This window comes from Bacillus cereus group sp. BfR-BA-01349 (assembly GCF_022663795.1).
GTDB classification, from domain to species: domain Bacteria; phylum Bacillota; class Bacilli; order Bacillales; family Bacillaceae_G; genus Bacillus_A; species Bacillus_A cereus.
The window spans coordinates 20,545-33,686 of sequence record NZ_JAKUGE010000032.1 but is presented as its reverse complement, the minus strand read 5'-3'; the positions used below and the strand labels follow the sequence as shown (position 1 = coordinate 33,686).

Below are 13,142 nucleotides of genomic sequence, written 5' to 3'. Positions count from 1 at the left end.
GGCCCCTTGATAGATGTAAATAACTTTGAATATATGAAGATTGGACTTGCTTCACCTGACAAGATTCGTTCTTGGTCATACGGTGAAGTTAAGAAACCAGAAACTATTAACTATCGTACGTTAAAGCCTGAAAAAGATGGCTTGTTCTGTGAGCGTATTTTCGGACCACAAAAGGACTGGGAATGTCATTGCGGAAAATACAAACGTGTACGTTATAAAGGTGTAGTTTGTGATCGATGTGGCGTTGAAGTAACGCGTGCAAAAGTACGTCGTGAACGTATGGGTCATATCGAATTAGCTGCTCCTGTATCTCATATTTGGTATTTCAAAGGTATCCCGAGCCGCATGGGACTTGTCTTAGACATGTCCCCTCGCGCGCTTGAAGAAGTAATTTATTTCGCTTCTTATGTTGTAACAGAAAGTGGAGATACACCACTTGATAAGAAGCAATTACTTTCTGAAAAAGAATACCGTGCATATCGTGATCGATATGGTAGCACATTCCAAGCTGCTATGGGTGCAGAAGCAATTAAAAAGCTACTACAAGACATCGATTTAGATAAAGAAGTAGACTTCTTAAAAGAAGAATTAAAAACAGCACAAGGACAACGCCGTACTCGTGCTATTAAACGTCTAGAAGTATTAGAAGCATTCCGTAACTCTGGAAATGAACCGTCTTGGATGATCTTAGATGTTCTACCAGTAATCCCACCAGAACTACGCCCAATGGTACAGTTAGACGGTGGACGTTTTGCTACTTCTGACTTAAACGACTTATACCGTCGTGTAATTAACCGTAACAATCGTTTAAAACGTCTATTGGACTTAGGTGCACCAAGCATCATCGTTCAAAACGAAAAACGTATGTTACAAGAAGCTGTAGACGCATTAATCGATAATGGTCGTCGTGGCCGTCCAGTTACTGGACCAGGTAATCGTCCATTAAAATCACTATCTCACATGCTTAAAGGTAAACAAGGACGTTTCCGTCAAAACTTATTAGGTAAACGTGTTGACTACTCTGGTCGTTCTGTAATCGTTGTAGGACCGAACTTAAAGATGTATCAATGTGGATTACCAAAAGAAATGGCGCTTGAACTGTTCAAACCTTTCGTAATGAAAGAGTTAGTTGAAAAAGGATTAGCACATAACATTAAGAGTGCGAAACGTAAAATCGAGCGTGTACAACCTGAAGTTTGGGACGTTTTAGAGTCTGTGATTAAAGAACATCCAGTACTTCTAAACCGCGCACCAACACTTCACCGTCTTGGTATCCAGGCGTTTGAACCTACATTAGTAGAAGGTCGCGCAATCCGTCTACACCCACTTGTATGTACTGCATACAACGCGGACTTTGACGGTGACCAAATGGCCGTTCACGTACCTTTATCATCAGAAGCTCAAGCTGAAGCTCGTCTTCTTATGTTAGCGGCACAAAACATCTTGAACCCGAAAGACGGTAAACCAGTTGTTACTCCATCTCAGGATATGGTATTAGGTAACTATTACTTAACACTTGAGCGTGAAGGTGCAATCGGTGAAGGTATGGTCTTTAAAGATGCAAACGAAGCATTGCTTGCATACCAAAATGGATATGTTCATCTTCATACACGTGTTGCAGTAGCTGCAAGTGCAGTAAACAACGCAACATTTACTGAAGAGCAAAAGAGTATGCTTCTATTAACAACAGTTGGTAAATTAATATTTAACGAAATCTTACCAGAGTCGTTCCCTTATATTAATGAACCAACAAATTCAAACCTTGAAAAAGAAACACCAGCGAAATATTTCGTTGAAAAAGGTGCGAACATTAAAGAAATTATTGCTAGTCGCGAAGAAGTGGCGCCATTTAGCAAGAAGATCCTTGGTAACATCATTGCGGAAGTGTTCAAACGTTTCCAAATTACAGAAACGTCTCGCATGCTTGACCGTATGAAAAACTTAGGATTCAAGTACTCTACAAAAGCTGGTATTACAGTTGGGGTATCTGACATTCTTGTATTAGGCGAAAAAGATGAAATTCTCCACGAAGCACAAGCAAAAGTAGATAATGTAATTAAACAATTCCGTCGCGGTTTAATCACGGAAGAAGAACGTTACGATCGCGGTATCTCTATTTGGAGTAATGCAAAAGATGTTATCCAAGGAAAACTGATGAAATCCTTGAATAAACGCAACCCAATCTTCATGATGAGTGACTCAGGTGCCCGTGGTAACGCATCTAACTTTACTCAGCTTGCTGGTATGCGTGGTCTTATGGCCAATCCATCTGGTCGTATCATCGAACTTCCAATCAAATCGAGTTTCCGTGAAGGTTTAACAGTACTTGAGTACTTCATCTCTACGCATGGTGCGCGTAAAGGTCTTGCCGATACAGCACTTAAAACTGCCGATTCTGGTTACTTAACACGTCGTCTTGTTGACGTTGCACAAGATGTAATCGTTCGTGAAGATGATTGTGGAACAGATCGCGGTTTATTAATTGGTGCGATTAAAGAGGGTAATGAAGTTATCGAGTTATTATATGATCGTCTTGTTGGACGTTTTGCAAGAAAAACTGTAAAACATCCTGAAACAGGTGAAGTATTAGTTGCTGAAAATCAATTAATTACTGAAGATATTGCTCATATCGTTGAAAATTCGGGTGTTGAAACTGTAAACATTCGTTCAGCGTTTACGTGTAACACTCGCCACGGTGTATGTAAGAAGTGTTACGGTCGTAACTTAGCAACTGGAACAGACGTAGAAGTAGGAGAAGCGGTAGGTATTATCGCAGCTCAATCTATCGGTGAGCCAGGTACACAGTTAACGATGCGTACATTCCATACAGGTGGGGTTGCCGGAGATGATATCACTCAAGGTTTACCTCGTATCCAAGAGATTTTCGAAGCTCGTAATCCGAAAGGTCAGGCAGTTATCAGTGAAATCGACGGTGTTATCGCAGCGATCAACGACGTTAAAGATCGCCAAGAAGTAGTTGTGCAGGGTGAAGTTGAAGCTCGTACGTATGCTATTCCTTACGGTGCTCGTCTGAAAGTAACTCCAGGACAGCCAATTAGCCACGGTAAAGAGTTAACAGAAGGTTCTATTGATCCGAAAGAATTACTAAAAGTAACGGACATTACGGCGGTTCAAGAATACTTATTACGTGAAGTTCAAAAAGTATACCGTATGCAAGGGGTAGAAATTGGTGACAAACACGTAGAAGTAATGGTACGTCAAATGTTACGTAAAGTTCGTGTAAGTGATGCAGGTGAAACAGATGTATTACCAGGAACATTACTAGATATCCATCAGTTTACTGATGCGAATGCTAAGGTCTTACTGCAAGGTAAGCAACCAGCAACGGCTAGACCTGTTCTACTTGGTATTACAAAAGCTTCACTTGAAACAGATTCATTCTTATCTGCAGCATCGTTCCAAGAAACAACTCGTGTCTTAACTGATGCAGCAATTAAGGGTAAACGCGATGAACTTCTAGGATTAAAAGAAAATGTTATTATCGGTAAACTTGTTCCTGCTGGAACAGGTATGAATCGTTATCGCAAAGTGGATCTTGTAAAAACAACACAAGATGACATGAATGTAGAAAACGATGAGGTTTATGTGGAACAGTAAAATTTTCCGGTATAAATTTTGTATAAAAACAATTAATCTTAGTTGACATTGTATGAGTCAAAATGTTACTATAATCAAGGTTGCTCCTGAATGATGCTTTGGAGGATATTTATATGTCTTATCAAAAAGTATCAACTGCTGAAAATGTAGTCGTTGGTCATAAACGCACATTGGAAGCAATCAAAAATGGTATAGTTAAAGAAGTTGTCATCGCAGAGGATGCTGACATGCGGTTAACCCATGCTATCATTCGTGTTGCAATGCAATATAACGTGCCCATAACAAAAGTTGAATCAGTTCGTAAGCTTGGTAAAGCTTCGGGGATTCAAGTGGGAGCTTCAGCAATAGGAATAATAAGTTAAAACTGTTTTTGTGAGGAGAGAGCATTTGCTCTTCCTTGCAAAAACTTTGTTTTCAACTAATAATGAACCACCTGGATATGTGGTCATACAAACATGCAAAGGGAGGATAATCAAATGCCTACTATTAACCAATTAGTGAGAAATGGTCGTACTGATAAAGTATGGAAATCTAAATCACCTGCGTTAAACAAAGGTTTTAACTCTTTAAAGAAAAAATCAACTGATATCTCTGCACCTCAAAAACGTGGTGTATGTACTCGTGTTGGTACAATGACTCCAAAGAAACCTAACTCAGCGTTACGTAAATGCGCTCGTGTACGTTTAACAAACGGTATCGAGGTTACAGCTTACATCTCAGGTATCGGTCATAACCTACAAGAGCATAGCGTAGTATTAATTCGCGGTGGTCGTGTAAAGGATTTACCGGGGGTACGTTACCACATCGTTCGTGGTGCGCTTGACACAGCTGGTGTTGACAAACGTATGCAAGGACGTTCTAAATATGGTACTAAGAGACCAAAACCTGCTAAAAAATAATAACTTTAAAATGAAAGGAGGAACTCAATATGCCTCGTAAAGGACCTGTTGCGAAACGTGACGTGTTACCAGATCCAATGTACAATTCTAAGCTAGTAACACGCCTTATCAACAAAATGATGGTTGACGGTAAAAAAGGTAAATCTCAAACAATTCTTTATAATGCGTTCGATATCGTAAACGAACGTACTGGTAAAGAGCCAATGGAAGTATTCGAGCAAGCTCTTAAGAACATCATGCCTGTTCTTGAAGTACGCGCTCGTCGTGTTGGTGGTGCTAACTACCAAGTTCCAGTTGAGGTTCGTCCAGAACGCCGTACAACTTTAGGTCTTCGTTGGTTAGTAAACTACGCTCGTCTTCGTGGTGAAAAAACTATGGAAGAGCGTCTTGCTAACGAAATCTTAGATGCAGCTAACAACGCTGGTGCATCTGTTAAGAAACGTGAAGACACTCATAAAATGGCAGAAGCTAACAAAGCATTTGCTCATTACCGTTGGTAGGATTCAACGTAAAATAAATGTAAGCATAAACCGCTTTATTTGTCGCTTATGGAAGTGTGGAGAGGGAGAATGCCTCTCCCTTTCATCGGGCGCTCGTTTTACATAATGAGAGTACTGGACATACTGACATGTGTAACAATATAAAGTGGCTTTTTTGCTACTTAAAATAAAAAAATCCAATCCATATATGGAAGGAGCAAGACACCAAATGGCAAGAGAGTTCTCTTTAGAAAACACTCGTAATATTGGTATCATGGCTCACATCGATGCTGGTAAAACAACAGCAACTGAGCGTATTCTGTACTACACAGGACGTATTCATAAAATCGGTGAAACTCACGAAGGTGCATCTCAGATGGACTGGATGGAGCAAGAGCAAGAGCGTGGTATCACAATTACTTCTGCTGCAACTACAGCACAATGGAAAGGTCATCGTGTAAACATCATCGATACTCCAGGACACGTAGATTTCACAGTAGAAGTAGAACGTTCTTTACGCGTACTTGATGGCGCTGTAGCAGTACTTGATGCGCAATCTGGTGTAGAACCACAAACAGAAACTGTTTGGCGTCAGGCTACTACTTACGGCGTACCTCGTATCGTATTCGTTAACAAAATGGATAAGATCGGTGCAGATTTCTTATACTCTGTAGGAACAATCCACGATCGTTTACAAGCAAACGCACATCCAATTCAGTTACCAATCGGTGCTGAAGATGAGTTCAATGGTATCATTGACCTTGTTGAAGAGTGTGCTTACATGTACGGTAACGATTTAGGAACAGACATTCAACGTGTTGAAATTCCTGAAGAGCACAAAGAATTAGCTGAAGAATACCGTGGAAAACTTATTGAAGCGGTAGCTGAGCTTGATGAAGAAATGATGATGAAGTACCTAGAAGGTGAAGAAATCACTGTAGAAGAGCTTAAAGCTGGTATCCGTAAGGCTACAACTTCTGTAGAATTCTTCCCAGTAATCTGTGGTTCTGCATTCAAAAACAAAGGTGTTCAAATTCTGTTAGACGCAGTTATCGACTACCTTCCATCTCCACTAGATGTACCTGCTATTAAAGGTACTCTACCGGATACAGATGAAGAAGTAGAACGTAAGTCTAGCGATGAAGAACCATTCGCAGCTTTAGCATTCAAAATCATGACTGACCCTTATGTTGGTAAGTTAACGTTCTTCCGTGTGTACTCTGGTGTGTTAAACTCTGGATCATACGTGAAAAACTCAACTAAAGGTAAGCGTGAGCGTGTAGGTCGTATCCTACAAATGCACGCTAACAGCCGTGAAGAGATTTCAACAGTTTACGCTGGTGATATCGCTGCTGCTGTAGGTTTAAAAGATACTACTACTGGTGATACTCTTTGTGACGAGAAGAGCCTTGTTATCCTTGAGTCTATGGAATTCCCAGAGCCAGTTATCTCTGTAGCTATCGAACCAAAATCTAAAGCTGACCAAGATAAGATGGGTACAGCATTATCTAAGCTTTCTGAAGAAGATCCAACATTCCGTGCTCACACTGACCAAGAAACTGGCCAAACTATCATCGCTGGTATGGGTGAACTTCACCTTGATGTCATCGTTGACCGTATGCGCCGTGAATTCAAAGTGGAAGCAAACGTTGGTGCTCCTCAGGTAGCATACCGTGAGACTTTCCGCGCTGCTGCGAAAGTTGAAGGTAAGTTCGCTCGTCAATCTGGTGGTCGTGGACAATTCGGTCACGTTTGGATTGAGTTTGAACCTAACGAAGAAGGTAAAGGATTCGAATTCGAAAACAAGATCGTCGGTGGTGTAGTTCCTCGTGAATACATCCCAGCTGTTGGAGCAGGTCTTGAAGATGCACTTAAAAATGGTGTACTAGCTGGTTATCCACTAGTTGACATTAAAGCTGCATTAGTTGACGGATCTTACCATGATGTCGATTCATCTGAGATGGCGTTCAAAATCGCTGCATCTATGGCACTTAAAGCTGCGGTTTCTAAATGTAGCCCAGTAATTCTTGAGCCAATGATGAAAGTTGAAGTTGTAATTCCTGAAGAGTACATGGGTGACATTATGGGTGACGTAACATCTCGTCGTGGACGTGTAGAAGGTATGGAAGCTCGCGGTAACGCACAAGTTGTTCGCGCTATGGTTCCACTTTCTGAAATGTTCGGTTATGCAACGTCATTACGTTCTAACACTCAAGGACGCGGAACATTCTCTATGGTGTTTGACCACTATGAAGAAGTACCAAAGTCTGTTTCTGAAGAAATTATCAAAAAAAATAAAGGTGAATAATTGATTTTTATCGATTGTTCAAGTATAACTACTTATGTAAGCTTAGAAAGTGGGACGTAAGTTTCGCTTTCTAGTCTAAATATAAAATAACCTATATAAACTAAGGAGGAATTTAGAATGGCTAAAGCTAAATTCGAACGTTCTAAACCCCATGTTAACATCGGTACAATCGGCCACGTTGACCATGGTAAAACTACATTAACTGCTGCGATCACTACAGTTCTTGCAAAAGCTGGTGGTGCTGAAGCACGCGGATACGATCAAATCGATGCTGCTCCAGAAGAAAGAGAGCGCGGTATCACAATCTCAACTGCACACGTTGAGTACGAAACTGAAACTCGTCACTATGCACACGTTGACTGCCCAGGTCACGCTGACTATGTTAAAAACATGATCACTGGTGCTGCTCAAATGGACGGCGGTATCTTAGTAGTATCTGCTGCTGATGGCCCAATGCCTCAAACACGTGAGCACATCCTTCTTTCTCGTCAAGTAGGTGTTCCTTACATCGTTGTATTCTTAAACAAATGCGACATGGTAGATGACGAAGAATTATTGGAATTAGTAGAAATGGAAGTTCGCGACCTATTATCTGAATACGGATTCCCAGGCGACGACATTCCTGTAATCAAAGGTTCTGCTCTTAAAGCTCTTCAAGGAGAAGCTGATTGGGAAGCAAAAATCATTGAATTAATGGCTGAAGTTGATGCTTACATCCCAACTCCAGAACGTGAAACTGACAAACCATTCTTAATGCCTGTAGAGGACGTATTCTCTATCACAGGTCGTGGTACAGTTGCTACTGGTCGTGTTGAGCGCGGTATCGTTAAAGTTGGTGACGTAGTAGAAATCATCGGTCTTGCTGAAGAAAATGCTTCTACAACTGTAACTGGTGTAGAGATGTTCCGTAAACTTCTTGACCAAGCTCAAGCTGGAGACAACATCGGTGCTTTACTTCGTGGGGTTGCTCGTGAAGACATCCAACGTGGACAAGTACTTGCAAAAAGCGGTTCTGTAAAAGCTCACGCTAAATTCAAAGCTGAAGTTTTCGTATTATCTAAAGAAGAAGGTGGACGTCACACTCCATTCTTCGCTAACTACCGTCCTCAGTTCTACTTCCGTACAACTGACGTAACTGGTATCATCCAATTACCAGAAGGTACTGAAATGGTAATGCCCGGTGACAACATCGAAATGACTATCGAACTTATCGCTCCAATCGCTATCGAAGAGGGAACTAAATTCTCTATTCGTGAAGGTGGACGTACAGTAGGTTACGGTGTAGTTGCTACTATCGTTGAGTAATCTTAACTGATATAAAAAAACCTAAGGGATTTTCCCTTAGGTTTTTTGTTTGCGTTTATATAAGGGAGAAGAGAGTGTTTTTTGTTTTGACGAGTTTCTTCTATAGTAATATAAAAACAATAAAAGATAATCCAGAAACTGTAAAATGAATTCTGTTAGATGAAAACTTGAAATTCTTTAAAGTGCCATGTATAATAGCAAAAGTAGAGAAAAGCAGATGCAAACAAAAAGATGCTTGCATCTAGACGAATAACATTGTATAATAAACAATGTTGGTCTTTGACTGCGATGAAGTGGAAGGTTGCTGACACACCCGGCCGCTTTGCCATGGCATGGTGTGGGGAAATTTCCATGGAGAAGGTCTATTTTAGAAATAGGCGAACGAAGGAGGGAAAATAATGGCAAAAGAAAAAATTCGTATCCGTTTAAAAGCTTACGATCACCGTATTCTTGATCAGTCAGCTGAGAAAATTGTAGAAACAGCTAAGCGTTCTGGGGCAACAGTTTCTGGTCCGATCCCATTACCAACTGAAAAAACTGTTTACACAATTCTTCGTGCTGTTCATAAGTACAAAGATTCTCGTGAGCAATTCGAAATGCGCACGCACAAACGTCTAATCGACATCGTGAGTCCTACTCCACAAACAGTAGATTCATTAATGCGTTTAGACTTACCATCTGGTGTAGATATCGAAATCAAACTATAATTTATATAACTTAAAAATGTAGGAGGTGTAACTCATGACCAAAGGAATCTTAGGAAGAAAGATCGGTATGACTCAAGTATTTGCTGAGAACGGTGAGTTAATCCCAGTAACAGTTATCGCTGCTAATCCAAACGTTGTTCTTCAAAAGAAAACAACTGAAACTGATGGCTACAATGCAATCCAGTTAGGATTTGAAGATAAACGTGAAAAGTTAACTAACAAGCCTGAACAAGGCCACACTGCTAAAGCATCTACAACTCCTAAGCGCTTCATTCGCGAAATCCGCGATGCAGACGTGGACGGATTAGAGGTTGGTCAAGAGGTAAAAGTTGACGTATTCGCTACAGGTGAAATCGTTGATGTAACAGGAATTTCTAAAGGTAAAGGTTTCCAAGGTGTTATCAAACGCCACGGACAATCTCGCGGACCTATGTCTCATGGTTCTCGCTATCACCGTCGTCCAGGTTCAATGGGCCCAGTTGCTCCGAACCGTGTATTCAAAGGCAAAAAACTTGCTGGACGTATGGGTGGAGACCAAGTTACTATCCAAAACTTAGAAATCGTTCAAGTTGACACTGAGCGCAACTTATTACTAGTAAAAGGTAACGTTCCAGGTGCTAAGAAATCTCTTGTAGTTGTTCAAGGCGCTGTGAAGGTTAGCAAATAATTCACAATAGGAAGGAGGAATTCCAATGCCAAAAGTTACTGTATATAACCAAACTGGTTCACAGGTTGGTGAAATCGAATTAGCTGAAGCTATTTTCGGTATCGAACCAAATGAAGCTGTACTTTTCGAAGCTGTAATGATGCAACGTGCATCTTTACGTCAAGGTACACACAAAGTAAAAACTCGCTCTGAAGTTCGCGGTGGTGGTCGTAAACCATGGCGTCAAAAAGGAACTGGACGTGCTCGTCAAGGGTCTATCCGCTCTCCTCAATGGCGTGGTGGTGGTACGGTATTCGGACCTACACCAAGAAGCTATGCGTACAAACTTCCTAAGAAAGTTCGTCGTTTAGCAATCAAATCTGCATTAGCTACTAAAGTAGTTGAGAACAACATTGTAGTTCTTGAAGACCTAGTGTTAAATGCACCAAAAACAAAAGATATGCTAGCAGTACTTAAAGGATTAACTGTTGAGAAGAAAGCTCTTATCGTAACTGCTGATGCAAACGAATCTGTAGAGTTATCTGCTCGCAATATCCCTGGAGTAACAGTAATCACTGCTGATGGCGTAAACGTTTTAGACGTGCTTCATCATGATAAGCTAATCATGACAAAAGCGGCAGTGGAAAAAGTAGAGGAGGTGCTTGCATAATGAGAGATCCTCGTGATATCATTAAGCGCCCAGTTATCACTGAACGTTCTATGGAAATGATGGCTGAAAAAAAATACACGTTCGATGTGGACGTTAAATCTAATAAAACAGAAGTTAAAGATGCTCTTGAAGCGATCTTTGGTGTTAAAGTAGAAAAAGTGAACATCATGAACTACAAGCCGAAAGCAAAACGCGTTGGTCGTCACGCTGGTTTTACTAGCCGTCGTCGTAAAGCAATCGTTAAGCTAACTGCTGACAGCAAAGAAATCGAAATCTTCCAAGGCGTTTAATTCTTACTAAAGAAGGAGGGAAATTGAGATGGGAATCAAAAAGTATAATCCAACTACTAACGGTCGTCGTAATATGACTACGAATGATTTCGCTGAAATCACGACTGATAGACCCGAAAAGTCATTACTTGCTCCTTTAAGCAAGAAGGCTGGTCGTAATAACCAAGGTAAAATCACTGTACGTCATCAAGGTGGCGGACATAAGCGTCAATACCGTATCATCGACTTTAAGCGTAACAAAGATGGAATTCCAGGACGCGTTGCTACGATCGAATACGATCCAAACCGCTCTGCGAATATCGCATTAATTAACTACGTTGACGGTGAAAAACGTTACATTCTTGCTCCTAAATCTTTAGAAGTAGGTATGGAAGTTATGTCTGGCCCAGAAGCTGACATTAAAATCGGTAACGCATTACCATTAATCAACATTCCAGTAGGTACTGTTGTTCATAACATCGAGCTTAAGCCTGGTCGTGGCGGACAATTAGTTCGTTCTGCTGGTACATCTGCTCAAGTACTTGGTAAAGAAGGTAAATACGTACTTGTACGTTTAACTTCTGGTGAAGTACGTCTTGTATTATCTGCTTGTCGCGCTTCAATCGGTCAAGTAGGTAACGAACAACACGAACTTATCAAAATCGGTAAAGCAGGTCGCTCTCGCTGGTTAGGTAAACGCCCAACAGTTCGTGGTTCTGTAATGAACCCGGTTGATCACCCACACGGTGGTGGTGAAGGACGTTCTCCAATCGGACGTAAGTCTCCAATGTCTCCATGGGGTAAACCAACTCTTGGATTCAAGACTCGTAAGAAAAACAAAGCGTCTGACAAATTCATCGTTCGTCGTCGTAAAAAATAATGGGATTGTAGTACGGTTCATTTCTAGAACCGTACGCCAATCACGAAGGGAGGCACCAAAATGGCTCGTAGCTTAAAAAAAGGACCATTTGTCGATGATCACTTAATGAGCAAAATGGAAAAATTAGTTGCATCTGAGCAAAAACAAGTTGTTAAAACTTGGTCTCGCCGTTCAACAATCTTCCCTCAGTTCATCGGACACACAATCGCTGTATATGATGGTCGTAAACACGTACCTGTGTACATCACTGAGGATATGGTTGGCCATAAGTTAGGTGAATTCGCACCAACTCGTACGTATAAAGGTCACCTTGCTGACGATAAGAAAACTAGAAGATAATGAGAGGAGGCACTTCAATGCAAGCTAAAGCAGTAGCGAGAACAGTTCGTATTGCTCCTCGTAAAGTTCGTTTAGTAGTAGACTTAATCCGAGGTAAGCAAGTGGGTGAAGCGATTGCTATCCTTAACCACACACCAAAAACTGCTTCTCCAGTTGTAGAAAAAGTTTTAAAATCTGCAATCGCAAATGCAGAGCACAATTATGAGATGGACATTAACAACCTAGTTGTTGAAAAAGTTTTCGTTGACGAAGGTCCAACGTTAAAACGTTTCCGTCCACGTGCAATGGGTCGTGCAAGCCAAATTAACAAACGCACAAGCCACATCACAGTTGTGGTATCAGAAAAGAAGGAGGGATAATCGATGGGTCAAAAGGTTAATCCAATTGGTCTTCGTGTCGGCGTTATCCGTGACTGGGAATCTCGTTGGTTCGCTGAGAAAGATTACGCTACATTATTACATGAAGACATCAAAATCCGTGAGTACATTAATGTACGCTTAAAAGATTCTGCTGTTGCTAAAGTAGAAATCGAACGTGCAGCAAATCGTGTAAATGTTACAATTCACACTGCAAAACCTGGTATGGTAATTGGTAAAGGTGGTACTGAAGTTGAAGCACTTCGTAAAGCTCTTAACCAATTAACAGGCAAGCGTGTACACATCAACATTTTAGAAGTTAAGAGAGCTGATCTTAACGCTAAATTAGTAGGCGAAAACATCGCTCGTCAATTAGAAAACCGTGTATCATTCCGTCGTGCACAAAAGCAAGTTATTCAACGTGCTATGCGTGCAGGTGCTAAAGGTATTAAAACACAGGTTTCTGGTCGTCTTGGCGGAGCTGATATCGCTCGTGCAGAATCTTACAGTGAAGGAACTGTTCCACTTCATACACTTCGCGCTGATATTGACTATGCAGCAGTTGAAGCTGATACAACATACGGTAAATTAGGCGTAAAAGTATGGATCTACCGTGGAGAAGTCCTTCCTACAAAAAAGAAAGCTTCTGAGGAAGGAGGAAAATAA

Annotated in this window: 14 protein-coding genes; all 14 read left to right on the top strand. The window is 41.0% G+C overall.

The features are described from left to right. Window positions 1–6 precede the first annotated feature (6 nt). Window positions 7–3,618 carry a DNA-directed RNA polymerase subunit beta' gene (gene rpoC / locus MR169_RS17990; protein ID WP_242319780.1) on the top strand — a complete coding sequence of 1,204 codons (3,612 nt, stop codon included), beginning with the start codon at window positions 7–9 and terminating at the stop codon, window positions 3,616–3,618. A 113-nt stretch (window positions 3,619–3,731) separates the two neighbouring features. Continuing rightward, the gene (locus MR169_RS17985) at window positions 3,732–3,980 is read left to right on the top strand and encodes a ribosomal L7Ae/L30e/S12e/Gadd45 family protein (protein WP_242319779.1); all 249 of its coding nucleotides are present in this window, start codon (window positions 3,732–3,734) and stop codon (window positions 3,978–3,980) included. A gap of 114 nt (window positions 3,981–4,094) precedes the next feature. Then, window positions 4,095–4,517: a 30S ribosomal protein S12 gene (gene rpsL, locus MR169_RS17980; protein ID WP_242319778.1), complete on the top strand. Its 423-nt coding sequence runs from the start codon at window positions 4,095–4,097 to the stop codon at window positions 4,515–4,517. 29 nt (window positions 4,518–4,546) lie between these two features. Next, the gene (rpsG, locus tag MR169_RS17975) at window positions 4,547–5,017 is read left to right on the top strand and encodes a 30S ribosomal protein S7 (protein ID WP_001137491.1); all 471 of its coding nucleotides are present in this window, start codon (window positions 4,547–4,549) and stop codon (window positions 5,015–5,017) included. 208 nt (window positions 5,018–5,225) lie between these two features. Continuing rightward, complete coding sequence (gene fusA / locus MR169_RS17970; protein ID WP_242319777.1) at window positions 5,226–7,304, top strand: elongation factor G; 2,079 nt, start codon at window positions 5,226–5,228, stop codon at window positions 7,302–7,304. A gap of 117 nt (window positions 7,305–7,421) precedes the next feature. Further along, window positions 7,422–8,609, top strand: a complete 1,188-nt coding sequence (tuf, locus tag MR169_RS17965) for an elongation factor Tu (RefSeq protein WP_001029614.1) — start codon at window positions 7,422–7,424, stop codon at window positions 8,607–8,609. Window positions 8,610–9,007: 398 nt separating this feature from the next. Then, window positions 9,008–9,316, top strand: coding sequence for a 30S ribosomal protein S10 (gene rpsJ / locus MR169_RS17960; RefSeq protein ID WP_001040596.1), 309 nt, complete (start codon window positions 9,008–9,010; stop codon window positions 9,314–9,316). Window positions 9,317–9,350: 34 nt separating this feature from the next. Next, window positions 9,351–9,983 carry a 50S ribosomal protein L3 gene (rplC, locus tag MR169_RS17955; protein WP_000160207.1) on the top strand — a complete coding sequence of 211 codons (633 nt, stop codon included), beginning with the start codon at window positions 9,351–9,353 and terminating at the stop codon, window positions 9,981–9,983. 25 nt (window positions 9,984–10,008) lie between these two features. Then, window positions 10,009–10,632 (top strand): 50S ribosomal protein L4, encoded by a 624-nt coding sequence (rplD, locus tag MR169_RS17950; RefSeq protein WP_001127258.1) that lies wholly within the window; start codon window positions 10,009–10,011, stop codon window positions 10,630–10,632. Then, a complete protein-coding gene (gene rplW, locus MR169_RS17945; protein WP_001205558.1) occupies window positions 10,632–10,922 on the top strand; it encodes a 50S ribosomal protein L23 in 291 nt (96 codons plus the stop codon). The genes rplD and rplW overlap by 1 nt, the downstream gene beginning before the upstream one ends. Window positions 10,923–10,950: 28 nt before the next feature. Further along, a complete protein-coding gene (rplB, locus tag MR169_RS17940; RefSeq protein ID WP_000511583.1) occupies window positions 10,951–11,781 on the top strand; it encodes a 50S ribosomal protein L2 in 831 nt (276 codons plus the stop codon). 60 nt (window positions 11,782–11,841) lie between these two features. Continuing rightward, window positions 11,842–12,120 carry a 30S ribosomal protein S19 gene (gene rpsS, locus MR169_RS17935; protein ID WP_000124454.1) on the top strand — a complete coding sequence of 93 codons (279 nt, stop codon included), beginning with the start codon at window positions 11,842–11,844 and terminating at the stop codon, window positions 12,118–12,120. A gap of 17 nt (window positions 12,121–12,137) precedes the next feature. Continuing rightward, on the top strand, window positions 12,138–12,479 hold the full coding sequence (gene rplV, locus MR169_RS17930) for a 50S ribosomal protein L22 (RefSeq protein ID WP_001148024.1): 342 nt from the start codon (window positions 12,138–12,140) through the stop codon (window positions 12,477–12,479). Window positions 12,480–12,482: 3 nt separating this feature from the next. Then, window positions 12,483–13,142, top strand: coding sequence for a 30S ribosomal protein S3 (gene rpsC / locus MR169_RS17925; protein WP_000529956.1), 660 nt, complete (start codon window positions 12,483–12,485; stop codon window positions 13,140–13,142).